Source organism: Pseudomonas ovata, from assembly GCF_003131185.1.
GTDB lineage: Bacteria > Pseudomonadota > Gammaproteobacteria > Pseudomonadales > Pseudomonadaceae > Aquipseudomonas > Aquipseudomonas ovata.
Map to the genome: position 1 here is coordinate 20,765 of NZ_QFFU01000036.1, position 15,132 is coordinate 35,896.

Annotated in this window: 12 protein-coding genes and 2 pseudogenes; 4 read left to right on the plus strand and 10 right to left on the minus strand. The window is 55.4% G+C overall.

Annotated elements, in window-relative coordinates:
• Positions 1–2 precede the first annotated feature (2 nt).
• Positions 3–971, plus strand: a complete 969-nt coding sequence (gene araH, locus DGA31_RS28080; RefSeq protein ID WP_056839123.1) for an L-arabinose ABC transporter permease AraH — start codon at positions 3–5, stop codon at positions 969–971.
• Positions 972–1,078: 107 nt separating this feature from the next.
• On the opposite strand, the gene DGA31_RS28085 is transcribed toward araH, so the two are convergent.
• Positions 1,079–2,227: an aldose epimerase family protein gene (locus tag DGA31_RS28085; protein ID WP_109514727.1), complete on the minus strand. Its 1,149-nt coding sequence runs from the start codon at positions 2,225–2,227 to the stop codon at positions 1,079–1,081.
• A gap of 136 nt (positions 2,228–2,363) precedes the next feature.
• Here DGA31_RS28085 and DGA31_RS28090 point away from each other — a divergent pair, with 136 nt between their 5' ends.
• Together DGA31_RS28090 and DGA31_RS28095 are read left to right on the plus strand one after the other, a co-directional pair.
• Positions 2,364–3,131 carry an SDR family NAD(P)-dependent oxidoreductase gene (locus DGA31_RS28090; protein ID WP_109514728.1) on the plus strand — a complete coding sequence of 256 codons (768 nt, stop codon included), beginning with the start codon at positions 2,364–2,366 and terminating at the stop codon, positions 3,129–3,131.
• A gap of 196 nt (positions 3,132–3,327) precedes the next feature.
• Positions 3,328–3,568: pseudogene (locus DGA31_RS28095) on the plus strand (Arm DNA-binding domain-containing protein); the annotation flags it as partial.
• Positions 3,569–3,644: 76 nt separating this feature from the next.
• Here DGA31_RS28095 and DGA31_RS28100 read toward each other — a convergent pair.
• From DGA31_RS28100 to DGA31_RS28115, 4 genes and pseudogenes are all read right to left on the minus strand, one after another.
• Positions 3,645–4,865, minus strand: coding sequence for a multidrug effflux MFS transporter (locus DGA31_RS28100; protein WP_109514729.1), 1,221 nt, complete (start codon positions 4,863–4,865; stop codon positions 3,645–3,647).
• A 462-nt stretch (positions 4,866–5,327) separates the two neighbouring features.
• A complete protein-coding gene (locus tag DGA31_RS31000) occupies positions 5,328–6,200 on the minus strand; it encodes a methyl-accepting chemotaxis protein (RefSeq protein ID WP_421958018.1) in 873 nt (290 codons plus the stop codon).
• A pseudogene (locus DGA31_RS31005) lies at positions 6,183–6,953 on the minus strand (MCP four helix bundle domain-containing protein); the annotation flags it as partial. The pseudogene DGA31_RS31005 and the gene DGA31_RS31000, both read right to left, overlap by 18 nt.
• Before the next feature lie 296 nt (positions 6,954–7,249).
• A complete protein-coding gene (locus DGA31_RS28115) occupies positions 7,250–8,440 on the minus strand; it encodes an acyl-CoA dehydrogenase family protein (protein WP_109514732.1) in 1,191 nt (396 codons plus the stop codon).
• A gap of 256 nt (positions 8,441–8,696) precedes the next feature.
• Between DGA31_RS28115 and DGA31_RS28120 the strand changes: the two genes are divergently transcribed.
• Entirely contained in the window at positions 8,697–9,218 is a 522-nt protein-coding gene (locus tag DGA31_RS28120; protein ID WP_109514733.1) for a flavin reductase, read from the plus strand.
• 159 nt (positions 9,219–9,377) lie between these two features.
• On the opposite strand, the gene DGA31_RS28125 is transcribed toward DGA31_RS28120, so the two are convergent.
• The 5 genes from DGA31_RS28125 to DGA31_RS28145 all read right to left on the minus strand — a co-directional run bounded on the left by DGA31_RS28125 (position 9,378) and on the right by DGA31_RS28145 (position 14,996).
• Positions 9,378–10,319 (minus strand): LysR family transcriptional regulator, encoded by a 942-nt coding sequence (locus DGA31_RS28125; protein WP_109514734.1) that lies wholly within the window; start codon positions 10,317–10,319, stop codon positions 9,378–9,380.
• A gap of 244 nt (positions 10,320–10,563) precedes the next feature.
• The gene (locus DGA31_RS28130; RefSeq protein WP_109514735.1) at positions 10,564–11,121 is read right to left on the minus strand and encodes a cytochrome b; all 558 of its coding nucleotides are present in this window, start codon (positions 11,119–11,121) and stop codon (positions 10,564–10,566) included.
• Positions 11,121–12,197, minus strand: coding sequence for a catalase family peroxidase (locus DGA31_RS28135; protein ID WP_109514736.1), 1,077 nt, complete (start codon positions 12,195–12,197; stop codon positions 11,121–11,123). Before DGA31_RS28135 ends, DGA31_RS28130 begins: the two co-directional genes overlap by 1 nt.
• A gap of 259 nt (positions 12,198–12,456) precedes the next feature.
• Positions 12,457–13,410, minus strand: a complete 954-nt coding sequence (locus tag DGA31_RS28140; protein ID WP_109514737.1) for a PDR/VanB family oxidoreductase — start codon at positions 13,408–13,410, stop codon at positions 12,457–12,459.
• Between the two features lie 65 nt (positions 13,411–13,475).
• Positions 13,476–14,996 (minus strand): aldehyde dehydrogenase family protein, encoded by a 1,521-nt coding sequence (locus DGA31_RS28145; protein WP_109514738.1) that lies wholly within the window; start codon positions 14,994–14,996, stop codon positions 13,476–13,478.
• Between the last annotated feature and the right edge of the window lie 136 nt (positions 14,997–15,132).

The window sequence follows — 15,132 nt, forward strand, 5'->3', positions numbered from 1 at the left end:
CTATGACAACCCAAGACAACGCGTTGCCCTCGGCACGCAAGCCTATGGATATGCGCGCACTGCTCGACAACTGGGCCATGCTGCTCGCCGCCGTGGGCATCTTTGTGCTCTGTGCCTTGCTGATCGATAACTTCCTCTCGCCGCTGAACATGCGTGGCCTGGGCCTGGCGATTTCCACGGTGGGGATTGCCGCCTGCACCATGCTGTTTTGCCTGGCGTCGGGGCACTTCGACCTGTCGGTGGGCTCGGTGATCGCCTGCGCCGGGGTGGTGGCGGCGATTGTGATGCGCGACACCGACAGCGTGATGCTCGGCATCGGCGCCGCACTGGGAATGGGTTTGATCGTCGGTCTGATCAACGGCATCGTGATCGCCAAACTGCGGGTCAATGCACTGATCACCACGCTGGCGACCATGCAGATCGTGCGTGGGCTGGCGTATATCTTTGCCGACGGCAAGGCGGTGGGCGTTTCCCAGGAGCAGTTCTTCGTATTCGGCAACGGCCAATTACTGGGCGTGCCGGTGCCGATCCTGATCACCATCGTCTGCTTTGTGTTTTTCGGCTGGCTGCTCAACTACACCACCTATGGACGCAACACCATGGCCATCGGTGGCAACCCGGAAGCTGCGCTGCTGGCGGGCGTCAACGTGGACCGCACCAAGATCCTGATCTTTGCCGTGCACGGTTTGATCGGCGCCTTGGCCGGGGTGATCCTGGCTTCGCGCATGACCTCCGGCCAGCCAATGATCGGCCAGGGTTTCGAGCTGACGGTGATCTCGGCCTGCGTGCTGGGCGGGGTGTCATTGAGCGGCGGTATCGGAATGATTCGTCATGTGATCGCCGGCGTGTTGATCCTGGCGATCATCGAGAATGCGATGAACCTGAAGAACATCGACACCTTTTATCAGTACGTGATCAGGGGTTCGATTTTGCTGCTGGCCGTGGTCATCGACCGCATGAAACAACGCTGAGGCATGGTCCATGAGGACTGAATGTGGGGGGCGGTCTTGCTCGCGAATGCGCAGTGTCGATCTGTTCCTGACACACCGCAGTTGCGAGCAGGTCCGTTACCACAGTTTTAATCGGCGGAGAATTTGAAGACGGTGTTCTGGGTGTAGGTCTGCCCAGGGTTCAGGCGGGTCGAGGCAAACCTGGGCTGGTTGGGTGCATCTGGATAGTGCTGGGTCTCCAGGGTGAAACCACTCCAGTGCAGGTAAGTCTTGCCGGCCTTGCCCTTGACCGAGCCGTCGAGGAAGTTGCTGGTATAGAACTGCACACCCGGTTCGGTGGTGTAGAGCTGCAACCGCCGCCCCGACTCGGGGTCATGCACTTCGGCCGCCAGTTGCTTCACGTCACCCTGGGAGTCCAGCGCCCAGTTGAAGTCAAACCCGCCTTGTTTGGGCTCGGCAAACTTTAGCTGTGGATGGTCGTCCTTGATGTGCTGGCCGATCGGCGTCGGTTTCAGGAAGTCCATCGGCGTGCCTTTCACTGGCGCCACTTCGCCGGTCGGAATCAAGGTGGCGTTCACCGGCGTGTAATGGCTGGCGTGCAAGGTGGCGACTTGCTTGAGAATATCGCCATTACCCGCGCCGGCCAGGTTGAAGTAACTGTGGTTGGTGAGGTTGAGCACCGTCGGTTTGTCGGTGGTGGCCTTGTAGGCGATGTGCAGTTCGTTGTTCTCGTTGAGGCTGTAGGTGACTTCGGTCTTCAGATTGCCAGGAAAGCCCATCTCACCGTCCTTGGACAGGTAGGTGAGGGTGACACCCACCGAGTCCTTGCCCTTGACCTCGGCGGCCTTCCATAACTGCTTGTCAAAGCCTTGCGCGCCGCCATGCAAGGCGTTGGGGCCATCGTTGAGTGGCACCTGGTAGCGTTTGCCGTCCAGCTCAAAGGCACCGCCGGCCAGGCGATTGCCGAAGCGGCCGATGGTCGCGCCGAAAAACGCCGTGCCGGCCTGATACCCCTGCACATCGTCAAAGCCCAGCACCACGTCGTCGACCTTGCCGTTTTTGTCCGGCACTTTCAGCGACTGCAGCACGCCGCCATAAGTGATCACCGTGGCTTGCATGCCGTGGCTGTTACGCAGGATGTACTGCTCGACGGCCGTGCCGTCGTTGGTTTTACCGAAGGGCTTGTGTTCGCTGGTGAGTCCTGTGGCCTGGGCGCCGCCGCTGGCGATCAACATGGACATGGCGAGACCGGACAACAGATAACGAGGGTGCTTCATGGTCGAACTTCCTTTTGTTGTTTTGGCTGGAATAGTTCTACTAATATGGGTATTTTGTCGTTTTGACAGCGAATTTATAGCCTTAAATGCCGTATTTTCAAAATAAAATAAGACTAATTGAGCGAGGCAATCCTTCATGACGACTCAGCACGCGATTTATCCCGACCTCGAAGGCAAGACCGTACTGATCTCTGGCGGTGCCTCAGGCATCGGCGAATCCATGGTACGGGCCTTCGCGGCCCAAGGCGCCAAGGTGGGTTTTGTCGACCGTGCGCAGAGCGAGGGCGAACGCCTGGCGGCGCTGTTGAGTTCGCGCGGGCACACCGTGGCGTTCGTGAATTGCGACATCACTGACGAGATCGGCTACAAAGCCGCCATCGACCGCTTCGAACACTCACTGGGGCCGATCACCGTGCTGGTGAACAACGCGGCCAATGACGTGCGCCACACGCTCGAAGAAGTCGACTCGCAGATGTTCGACAGGTTGATTTCGGTCAACCTCAAGCACGCCTTCTTCGCCGCCAAGGCGGTGGTGCCGATGATGAAAAACGCAGGTTGCGGGGCGATCATCAACCTCGGTTCGGTGGGCTGGATGATGGCCTCCGCCGGCTACCCGGTGTACGCCGCCAGCAAGGCCGCCGCCCACGGTATGACCCGCGCCCTGGCCCGGGAACTGGGGCCGAGCGGCATCCGCGTCAATACCCTGGTGCCAGGTTGGGTGATGACCGAAAAACAGCTGGCGATGTGGGTCGACGATGCGGCCAGGGAACTGATCAGCCGCAGCCAGTGTTTGCCGGGCAGCGTACTGCCGGAACACATCGCCAATATGGCGCTGTTTCTCGCCTCCGATGCCTCGGCGATGTGTTCGGCGCAGAACTTTATTGTCGATGGCGGGTGGGTCTGAGTCGGAGCACTTTTGCTCAGGCAACACAGACCCACTCGACTGGAAGCGCAGACGCCAGGTGGCTGATATTCCTGGACGACCTGGACTTTGAAGGGTTTGGAATCGGTGTGTCGTTGGCGCATGGGGATTCTGACGTCAAAGGTAAAAGCGTTCGCTTGAAAAATCGTGGACGCTGTTGCCCTTGTTGCTTTTGATGATGGCCCTCTTTGATCTGACCGTGCGGCAAGCCAAGGCCACCGAGAAAACCTACAGCATCCCCGAAACGGATGGCCCAGGCCTGGTGGTCACACCCACCGGTGGCAAATCATGGCATCTGCGCTACAACTGGCTCGGCAGGCAAAAGCGCATCTCCTTGGGCACCTATCCTGAGATGGGGCTGCGTGATGACGCTCGAGAGCTCCTCGCAAAGGGTCATCAATCCCCATGTTGAGCGCAAATAGAAGCGACAACAGAGCGATGTCACAGATTCTGCCTGCCGAAGTGCTCAGCACTTTCATCAGGATGTCCTTTTGATCAATGATTCAACGCGGTGATGTGCTCGGCCCTGCCGTGGCGCACACTGACCCAGGTGAGCGCGCCCACCAGAACGGCGCAGAGGATCAGGAATGAGCACCAGGCAATGGCGCCATGGCTGCTCGCCCAACCGGTCAACGGTGTTGCGAAGGCCGAGATGCCAAGCTGAAAAGCGCCCAGCAATGCAGCCGTTGAACCCAGCGCAGTGGTTTGCGAAGACATCACCAGGGTCATCAATGAGGTTTCTGCAATCCCCAATCCAAACAGTGCTATCGCGACACCGGCGGCCAGCCAGTACAGATCAGAACCCGATACCGCTGCGCCGTAGGCCATGGTAGAACCTGCAAGGATGCAAAAAGCCCCAGCCGTTGCCATACGCGCCAAACCGTACTTGCCCACCAGCCTGGTAGCCACGATGGCCCCGATAAGAATCGCTATGCCGGTTGCGCCAAACAGCGTACCAAACTGGGCAGCAGGCAGTCCGTATTCATTCTGATAAACAAAGGTGGCGCCGCCGACATAGGCGAAGAGAAAAAAGAACACGGCTGACAGCGCTAAGGCGGGCCGTAGAAAACGACTGTCTTTTGCGATGCGCACATACGTGCGCATCGCGCGTCTCATCTTCAATGGCTCGCGCTTTTGCACGGGTAGTGTTTCAGGCAATACAACCATCGAGTTCACCGCCACCAGCGCACCGAGAACAGCCAGTACCAGCATGACGGCCCGCCATCCGAAATGCGCATCAATGTAGCCACCCAACCCCGGGGCGATGATGGGAGCAACACCTTGGATGGTCAGCAGCAGGCCAAAAAGCTTTGCTGCCTGAACGCCCTGAGTGACGTCACGCACCATGCTCATGATGACTACCAACGTCAAAGCACTGCCTATTCCCTGGGCAAATCGTGCCACGAGTAGCCATTCAAGGCTCGGTGCTGCGCCTGCAAACAATGCACTCAAGCTGAAAAGCAACAAGCCTGCCAACAGTGGACGTCGGCGGCCCAACGCGTCGACAACCGGCCCGAACAGCAATTGCCCTAGCCCCATCGCCAACAAAAAGACCGTGAGCGTCAGCTGAATACTGGCAACACGCGTGGAATATTCGACCGCCATTTCGGGCAGACTGGGTAAATACATATCGACGGCTGCGGGTCCCAGTGCGGCGATGGCACCCAAGGCAATGGCAAATTTCAGCGAAGGATTACCGGGATGACTCTTTTCCATAACAAACTCATGATCAACTTCCTACCGGAAGGTAGGTTGATGGGTGGGCGAGGTTAACGAGACCCCGTAGACAAGGTCAAGTCGTTATTTTTTATTGATCAGACAGCACTTGCCAGCGAGCTGGGCATGGCATGGGCACGAAAGTGATTAGGCTTCAGTTCACGGTGCTTCTTAGGCAACAGCGCGCTGGATGTATCGGCAGATGCTGTCACCTAGCACGCTAGCGATGGGAGCGGAGAGGGTGGTCATCTCGCTCCAGAGATTGTTTCCAGTGCTAGGCTCTGTACGTAAAGTGGCTGCGCTCGGCCATGCTGCGTTAAAAATCGACTCGCAATGCTCATTGACACGTGTCAACTGCGCTTGCTCGCCGCTTTTTGCCTTGCCTGACCTTCGCTCACCGACTTTTCGTACAGAGCCTAGCGTGGGTCGATGCCACGATAAACAGACGGCCTTCGATACCTCTTACAATCTAAACCTCGACACCATGCTGTTCAGGTCAACTGCCAAGCGGGTCAACTCGCCGCTGGCGGTGCTGGTCTGGGCGGCGCCGTTGGAAGATTGCGTCGACAGGTCGCGGATATTGACCAAGTTGCGGTCCACTTCACGGGCGACTGCAGCCTGTTCTTCCGCAGCGGCGGCGATGACCAGGTTACGCTCGTTGATCTCGATTACTGCGGTGTTGATGGTTTCCAGCGCCAAGCCTGCGCCTTTCGCGATGTTCAGGGTAGATTCAGCACGGTCAGTGCTGTTACGCATTGAACTGACCGCTTTTTCGGTGCCGCCTTGAATACTGCCAACCATACGTTCAATTTCGCTGGTGGACTGTTGGGTGCGATGGGCCAAAGCGCGTACTTCATCGGCAACCACCGCGAACCCGCGACCGGCTTCACCGGCCCGTGCCGCTTCGATGGCTGCGTTCAGCGCCAGCAGGTTGGTCTGATCCGCCAAGCCACGAATCACGTCCAAAACCTTGCCTATGTCGCGGGACTCTTCCGCAAGATTACCGATAAGATCAGCCGTGCTTTGCACATCGCCGCTCATGCGTTCGATAGCGTTGACGGTTTCCTGAACCAGATCCCGGCCATCGCCTGCTGACGCTGTCGCGTTTTTTGACGTCTCGGAAGTGCTCACTGCGTTACGCGCCACTTCTTCGACGGCGCTGGTCATTTCGTTGACTGCAGTCGCGGCTTGCTCTATTTCGTTGTCCTGCTGCGCCAGGCCACGGGCGCTTTCATCGGTCACTGCGTTCAGCTCCTCGGCAGCGGAAGCCAATTGTGTTGCGGATCCGGAAATACGCATCAAGGTATCACGTAGATTGTCCTGCATTTTTTGCATGGCAAGCAGCAACCGACCCGCTTCGTCAGTGCCATTGACCTTGATCGGTCGGGTCAGATTACCTTCGGCGATGGTTTCAGCCGCTTCAAGTGCCAAAGCTATTGGGTGGGTGATGCTCTTGGTCAGCAGCCAGGCAAACAGCATGGTCAGCAGCGAGGCAATAATGAGGAGGCCGACAACCAGGTCGAAGGCAGAGCTGTAATCGTCAGCAGAGGATTGATTGATGATAGCCAGTTGGGCGTTATTGAAGTCAGTAAGCTTGCTCAACGCCGCGTTTATCTGTTCAGCGTTGGCCGCAGACTCGGCGTTCAGCACGCGCGTTAGCTCTTGCAGATTGCCGGCCCGACTGAGGGTGACAAGGCGCGTTTCGATCTTCCGATATTCATCCATCAGCCGCATATAGTTGTTGTAGTCGGCTTGTTCTTCAGGGGCTGAAATCAATTTGACGTAGGCGACCTGCGACTTGTTAAGTTGTTGGTTTTGTTCCGCCAGTAATTCGATAATGCGGTTCTGAGCATTCGGTTCGCGATCAGTCAACAGCCGGTACGACAAAACCCGCATGCGGACGCCCGTCACCGTGAGAGCATTCAGGGTCTGAAAGCTTGGGACGCCTAATTTCGCGACGTCATCGCCTGCTGCACGGATCTTGCCCATCTGCGACAGTGCGAAGAGGCCAATGATCAGCATGAGCGCGCCAATCAATGAAAACCCGAGAAATGCGCGCGGAGCAATATTCATTGTTCTTATTGTCATGGTTTTCCTGGTGCGTGGAATGTGCTCCCCGCCAGCAGCAGTGGAGGTCCCAGTGCATAAGTATTTATCGGTCGCTTGATGACACACTTGAGCGAAAGCAGCGGTGTGCCGAATATTAAAACTGATACTGCCCACTTACCGACTTTCACTCTGGACTCCTGTAGGCCCGATGCAGCTCGATGGCGACAATCTTCAACCCATACGACCTGACACGCTAACAAGGTTGAATAGGGCGCTTACAGAATCAACTCTAGAAGCTGCAGCCGCTTGGCAGAAGCGGCTGTGCAGATTGACGCTCAAGGATAGGGCATGTTCGGTTCGATGCCGGCAAACACTGCACCCGCGCCGTCATAGGTTGCTTCGCCAAGGAAAGCATGCTGTGTCACCACCATCGAGTCGCGTACGATCCATTGCAAACGATTGTCATTGAAAATGGCTGCAGTCCCAGCAAGCCTATAAGCCTTCATGACTACGTCCGCGCCGGTATGAGCGGCATGGGTGGCGCTGAGGCGCAATAAGTTTGTCTGCTGCAGGGTGACCGTGTTATCGGCCAAAAGCGAGGCCCAAACAGCGTCGGCGGCTTCGTAGAAAAACGCCTGTGCACTGCGCAGCATCGCCTCTGCCTTACCCAGCTCGCTGCGATAATAAGCCCGGTCACCCAAGCGTGGTGCACCGGTGACAGTTTTGTTACTGCCCGACATTGCGATCACCAGGTCCAGTGCTGCGCGTGCCAGCCCAAGGTTAACGGCGGCGTGGACCTGCGCTTGGTAGGACACGGATGGGTATTGATAGAGGGGTTCGTCAACAGTGGAAGCGCTACCACGAACGAAGGTCCACTCGCGTTTGACAGTCTTTTTATGCAATTTTAGATCATGGCTACCCGTCCCTTGCATTCCGACAACATGCCAGTTGTCGACGATTTGCACTTCGCCTGCCGGGAACACTGCGGTCAGCGGTTTACCTGCTGTCTTTCCCCCTCCGTTGGCGGGTGTGCCACCGATGCCTACGCCAATCCAGTTGGCACCTTTGCACCCACTAGCAAACCGCCAGTGACCGCTGACCTCCCAGCCACTTTCAACTTCTTTGGCTGGTTGTAGAGGGTAAAGGCCGCCAGCATAGACCTGGTCCGGCCCGTTGGCATAAATCAACGCTTGAGTTTCCAGGGGCAGGGCAGCCAGGTAGATGTTGGCTGAGCCGAACGCGACCACCCAGCCGGCTGAACCGTCGGCCTCGGAAACCCGTTCTACAATGCGTAGGAACTCGCTTGGCGCCAGCGCATCGCCACCAAAACATTTGGGAGTACTGGCGCGGAAGATACCGACTGCTTTCATTTTTTCGATCATGTCTAAAGGGACATGAGCGCGTTGATTAAACTCGCTACGACGCTCGGCAATCTCCGCAATCACATCATCCAGGGAAATCGCCTGTGGGCTGATTGGAACGCCTGCACGAGTGTCATAATCATCGAAATTGTTCTTGCTGTTCATATTTATTGTTCTCTGGTTGGCGTGATGGCATACCGGTTCAGCATGCGTTGGCGAATAAGAAAAAATCAAATTAGGAATATGAATAATCTTAATAATCGGCGGGAATAAACGGTCGTGCCACGCGCCTCGAAAGGGGGGGTTAAGGGCGCTGGCTATTCCCGCTGTCAATAGGCCGTATGAGTAAATCGAATTTGACCGGCCGAATCATCCGTCTCAACATAGTTCCATCAAGTCAATAATTACAAGGTGAAGGATTATGGTGGGCGATCAAGCAAAGCAACATTTTCGGCAAGCGCTGTCATTGTTGTCCGCGGCGGTGAATGTCATTACTACCGATGGCCCCCATGGTCGCTTCGGGTTAACGGCGAGTGCGGTCTGCTCGGTGACTGATACGCCCCCAACATTATTAGTTTGCATCAACCGTAACAGTTCAATTCATGAGGCGTTACTGGGCAACAGGGCATTGTGCGTCAATATACTAACCGGTGATCTGGAGGGGGTTGCGCGACAGTTTGCTGGTTTGACGGATCTGCCGCCTGCGGAGCGCTTTACAGGTCAGGACTGGCGTACTGGATCCTCCGGCGTACCTGTATTGAACGACGCGCTGGCAAGCCTCGAAGGGACCATTGTAGAGGTGAAGGACGTCGGATCGCACGCCGTGTTATTTGTCGAGATCAATCAAATAGAGGTGCGTGGAGAGGGGGAGAGCCTGGTTTATTTTGGGCGAAACTTTCACCGTGTGGGGCGGGTTGTAAATGCCGGCCTGCAGACGTCCTGATCCAATACAGTTGCCGAAACCGCCGATGCCTTTGCAGACCTTTAACGATTGGAGCGAAGTGGATTGAGAATGTTTGCAAGCTGATCTTCGAACTGAACGTCTGGTGCCATTGCAATCACACCCTTCGCGGGCGACGTTTATGCGTAACGCCCGCACGGTTCATTTGATGTGAGCGCCCGTGTGGCTGCCGGAGGCAAACAAACTAATGAATGACCCGCGCAGCCAGGTTATTCCGGCATCCGGTAGGAACCGGCTATGGCAATAAAGGCCCACTGAGATGGATGGCAATTCAAGGGGCAGACTCAGCAGCCGATAGCGCTGGTCGCGATTTAGCTGCATGGCAATGGCACGCGGCAGAATCAAGGCGAGATCAGTGTTGGCAACGATATTCGGAGCAATGGTGAAGTTGGGTACTTTCAGAGCGATGTCGCGCGCAATGCCGGCTTTTCCGAAGGCTGCATCGGCGGTCAGGCCATGGCCGGTAATGTTACTCGACACGTCTACATAGCGCAGGGCGAGCATGTCCTGAACGCTCAATTCAGCTTGCTGAAAAGGATGGTCCTGGCGCAGCAGGCAAATGAACTCGTCGTCTAGCAATTTTTCATAGATGCACTCTTCATCGGGTTCTACCAGATAGCCCACGGCGATATCTACATCACCTTTGCGCAATGCCATGGCCAGTTGCTCGATAGGCATTTGAAGCACATCCACGCGTACATTCGGCGCCTCGCGGGATAACGCGTCCATCAGCGTCGGCAGCACGTAGAGTTGCGACATGTCCGACATCGAGATGCGAAAGGTACGATCCGCTGTTTTCGGTTCAAAATTTGAAAACATCATTAATGCGCTTTGAATAATAATCAGCGCGTGTTCGATGGGGCTGTGAAGGCGAATAGCTGCGTCAGTCGGCTCCATCGACGTTGCTGTTCGTACGAACAGTGGATCGTCAAAAACATCACGTAGCCGGCGCAGTGCGTGACTGACAGCGGGCTGGCTGAGGTGTAGGCGGTCAGCGGTGATTGTCAGGCTGCGGTGTTCCCAAATCGCCACAAACGTCCTGAGAAGATTCAGATCGATAGTGGCCATGTTGATGTGTGTCATATGCTTTCCTCCACCTTCGCAAGCGCAGCAGGCAGGATATCTGCGCGGCCTAGAGCCCAGACATGGCTATGCAACAGGCTAATAATAAATCGGTCTGGCACCTGAGTAGCCACTCAGCGGTCATGTGACGACGAGAGCGAATCGCCGTACTGCCTGACGGGGCTCAGGCAACAATAAGCGAACGCTCAGTCTCAGCATCCAAAGGCGTAAAACCTCTGGTGTTTATGCATAGCCTGAGGCGGGTTTACTTAACAGGCGTCTTGCGCGTGATGCTGGAGAAGACGCCGTCGCGGTATATCCACGCATGGATCAGCGCTGCGCAAAGATGCCCTAATACAAGCAGAAACAGAATCCAGGCGAAAAACCCATGTGCAGCCCGAAACCAGGCGTAAAGCACGGAGCTGACTGGAACAATTGGTGGAAGGTTCCAGCCCGTGAACATGGTGACCGGCCAATTGCCTGCAGAGAGCGTCGCCCAACCGAGCAGTGGCAGGCAGAGCATCAGCATGTAGAGCAATAGATGCGAAACGTGCGCCGCCTTTCTCTGCCAGTACGGTAGGCTGGCAGGCAATGGAGGCGTGGCGTTTAAAAGCCGATTACCTAGACGCAGGATAGCCAAAACAAGAATGGCGATTCCCAGAGGCCTATGAAGGTCAATGAGCCAGGGACGCAGACCCAGAGAAGACATCATGCCTACGCCTATGAATAGCATGGCCAGGATAAGGACAGCCATGAGCCAATGGAGAACCCGTGCCGCGAAATTGAAATGGTGCACACCGTTGTGCCTCTGCTGGGTATGCATTATTTGATTTCCTTCTTGCCAATCGCGTCAGTGGCTTTACCAAAACCTATTTCTCGTAATCTGGCGTTATAGGACTGGGAATAAATGCCTGCACGGGCTGCAAGCACCGGATCGTCTGAAAGTGCTATGCCGGGGGGGACAAGCGTAGGGTCAAAGTTAATGTCACGACATGCCCCATGAATTTGCTCTACCACCTGGTTTACCTCTAGTGTTCCAGCGATTACCTCTTTTCGGCTGCTCGGCCATGGCTGAGAAGGATCGTTGACCGGATCTCCTGCCTCGGCCAGCTGAAACACCAGATCCCAATACAAGGGGGCCTTACCCACACGCTGAGTGACTTCATCAAACAGGAAGTCATGACCGGCTTGCGCATGAGCCTCCTTGCTCAACGGCTCTACAACTGCACGAGGGCGCATGGACCAGCGCACAGGTTGACGTTTTCCGTCCGTTGCAATGAGTACGAAGGCGTTGATCGAATTATACTCGGCTCCTGCAAAACTGGCCGGCCAGGTCGCATTTTCCTCTCGCTCTACATATTTACGAGCCTCGGGGTATTTTTCGAAAAACGCGGCCACCTTGTCCGGGGCTGGTTGTCCGGTGGCAGCCACTGGTTCAAAGGCTTCGATCTGCGCCAGGAAACCCTCTGCATCACGAGTTGCAAAGTAGGGCTCGTTGTTGAGCTTCATTCGCCATTGTGACTTATCGTCGGCCACCAGCATGAGTGCCATGCTGACGGTCGCCGTCGAATTGTCTGCAGCGTGCGGGTCCACGGTGCCGATTGAAAAACGCCCGACAGCGGGAAGGTTGGCCGGTAGAAAAATAGGTGAGGTCGACAGAGGGACGGCCGCGCCGCTCGCATGAAAAGTCCCGCTGAAACACATACCCTTACCGTGTGCTCGTCGATAGCCTGGCGGAAAATTATCCAGGGACTCACCCAGAAATTCCTTTGTGGTAATGCCAGTGCCTAAGAATCCTCCCGTCCAGGCAAAGGCCAGCGCAAGAGCAGTCGCGATACTGAATATGCCTAACAGCGGCAGTCGAAATTTCCATAAATCTTGAAGGCTATTTTTAAGCATAAAATTCTCAGCTGCCCGTTGTCAGGCAGCTCTGGATTGAAACTGCCGAATGGGATGGAACCGAAAGTAAACGGCGCAAGGCAGTAGGTAGGTGTAAATCAGAGGATTTCAAACGCCGATACGGCAGAAAAAACCGGTGTGCTCAAGGCATTTGCTTGAGCGGCAACGCGTGTTAAGCCTGCGGCATAGCACGCGAGGGTTATTCCTTGTTAAAGACACCCAGGACGAAAAGTGCCCGGGGTGCAACAGCCTTTCACGTTTATATGTCGAGAACCAATCGTGGAGATTTTGATCGTGAACAGCATACTAATATCGTATCGTTCGCCGCTTTTTCATCCGCAGTGAGATACACATCGCGGTGGTCTGGTTCACCCTCTAATACGTCACAAAGGCAGGTGCCACAAACACCCTGCTCGCAGGATATTTCGATATCAATACCGACTTCAGCCAGTGCTTGATAAATGGTCTGCCCGGTCATGACATTGACGGTTTTACCGCTGCGCGCCGCCACAACCTCAAAACCCGACCCCTGGGTATCAACATCGGCCTGAAAGTATTCGCGGTGAATGTGTGCATCAGGGTAGCCGAGTTCGAGAGCATTATTGATAACCCACTCCATAAAACCTCCCGGTCCGCATGTATAGATGTGGGCCGTCTCCTGGCTGCCTCCTAATACGCTTTTGAGGTCCAGTTTGCTTTCAGGTTCATCGTCGAAGTGCAGCTGGACGGCATGGGAAAATCCGGAGCGCTCCAGCTCTTCAAGAAACGCACTTCGGCTACGTGAGCGTGCGCAATAATGCATTTCAAACGCCTTGCCCTTGGCTTCAAGCGCATAGGCCATCGCCAGCATCGGTGTGATGCCAATACCTCCTCCGAGCAGGATTGAATGTTCGGCATTCAAGTCCAGCGGGAAATGGTTACGAGGCAGGCTGATGTCTACCGTTACGCCTTCAAGCAATTCCTGATGGACTGCAATGGACCCACCCCTGGATTGAGGATCTCTCAAAACGCCAAGGCGATAAATGCCTGCGTCAGCGGGATCGCCGCACAACGAATATTGGCGGATCACACGTGAAGGGAGGTGCACATCAATATGCGCACCGGCTTCAAAGGCCGGCAAATTGCCGCGGTCTGCCCGCGCCAGCTCGATGATGACTACATCATCACCTTGCAGCACTCGTTTAAGCACGACTACGTGTAGGAGTTCATTCATCGGGTAATACCTGTACGCACGCGGGAAGACAATTCATATTGATGGTTAAAAAAGTTCGCCAATCTTCATTCAGCTTGATCAAAAACACGCATAACACCGGCCTTGAGAGAGGTGTGGGCGAGTAAGCCTTCTTCACCCAACTCATGACCTGCGCCCGAATCCTTCATGCCGCCGAAGGGGAGACTGAGATCCAGCACATTGTGGTTATTGATCCAGATCGTGCCTGCCTTCACACCGCCGAAGAAGGTTGTGATCCGATCAACGTTTTTGGTCCAGATACTGGCCCCCAAACCAAATGAGGTCGCATTGGCGCGCTGGATAACCTCTCGGTCGTCCTTGAAGGAAAAGGCGGTTAGCACCGGCCCAAAAATCTCCTTTTGGGAGGTGATGCTGTTGTTTGTAAGGTCGGTCAAAATGGTCGGCTGAATATAAGCGCCAGGGCTGTTGATTGTTTCGCCCCCACACAGTAATTCTGCACCCGACTCAAGACCCTGGTGGATCATGCTCATCACCTTGTCGCGGTGGGCGTGATGTACGAGTGGGCCCATCTGCGAACTTAAATCCAGACCCGGGCCAACTTTTATGGTCCGTGCGATCTCAGCGACTCCCGCAGTCACTTCGGCGTAGTGGCGCTCGTGGACGTACAGCCGAGAACCTGCGCAGCAGTTTTGACCATGATTGCCGAAAATAGCCCAGGCAGCGCCGGGAATAGCGATGTTCAGATCGGCATCTTCGGCGATGACGACCGGTGACTTTCCGCCGAGTTCAAGCGTGTATTTTTTCATCAGGGGCGCTGCTATGGCGGCGATTCGTTTCCCTGTCTCAGTCGAGCCTGTAAAACTTATCTTGTCCACGCCAGGGTGCTCAACAAGCGCCGCACCCACTTCATGACCTAGGCCGGTAATGACATTGACAACGCCAGGTGGAATGCCCGCTTCATTACAGAGTTCAGCCAGACGCAACGTAGTGAGCGGGGTTTGCTCAGCGGGCTTGAGAATTACAGTACACCCCGTTGCTAGAACAGGTGCCAATTTCCAGACCGCTTGGCAAAGCGGCACGTTCCATGGGGTGATTGCTGCTACGACACCCAGTGGCGATCGTTTTGTGAAGCCAAAGAATTTTTGATCGGGAAGGTAAGGAACGGACAAATCCAGGGTTTTTCCAGAAATTTTGGTGGACCACCCCGCCATATAACGCAGCGTATAAACCGACAGGTCCGCATCGAATGCGCGAGTGTTTCGAATAAGGCGGCCACTGCTGAGCGTCTCGAGTTCAGAAAGCTCTTGAGCATTTTCCGCAATCAAATCAGCGAGCCGCAGCATCAATGCTTCACGTTGATAGGGTCGCATTCTGGACCAGGCGCTGTCTTCAAATGCCTTGCGTGCAGCGGCCACTGCCAGGTCGACGTCAAACTGGTCTGCCTGTGCGATTTGACCTAATTCAAGACCGTTACTTGGATCAGTGATAGAAAAATATTTTTCTGAATGCGGGTCCTTGAACTCACCATTAATGAACAGCTGAGTGCGTTTGCCGATCCTGGATTTAGCGCCAGCGGTGAGGTGTTCGTAGTTATTTGCCAGTGTCATGATCGAATGCCCATTGTTATTGTTTCAGGGGCCGCTATCGTACGAGCGGAATAGAATGGAAATTAATATCCCGCACCGTCAAGATGTGGACAATGACAGCGGAGGTACCTATTGTTGCCCTTGCTGCAACAAAGGT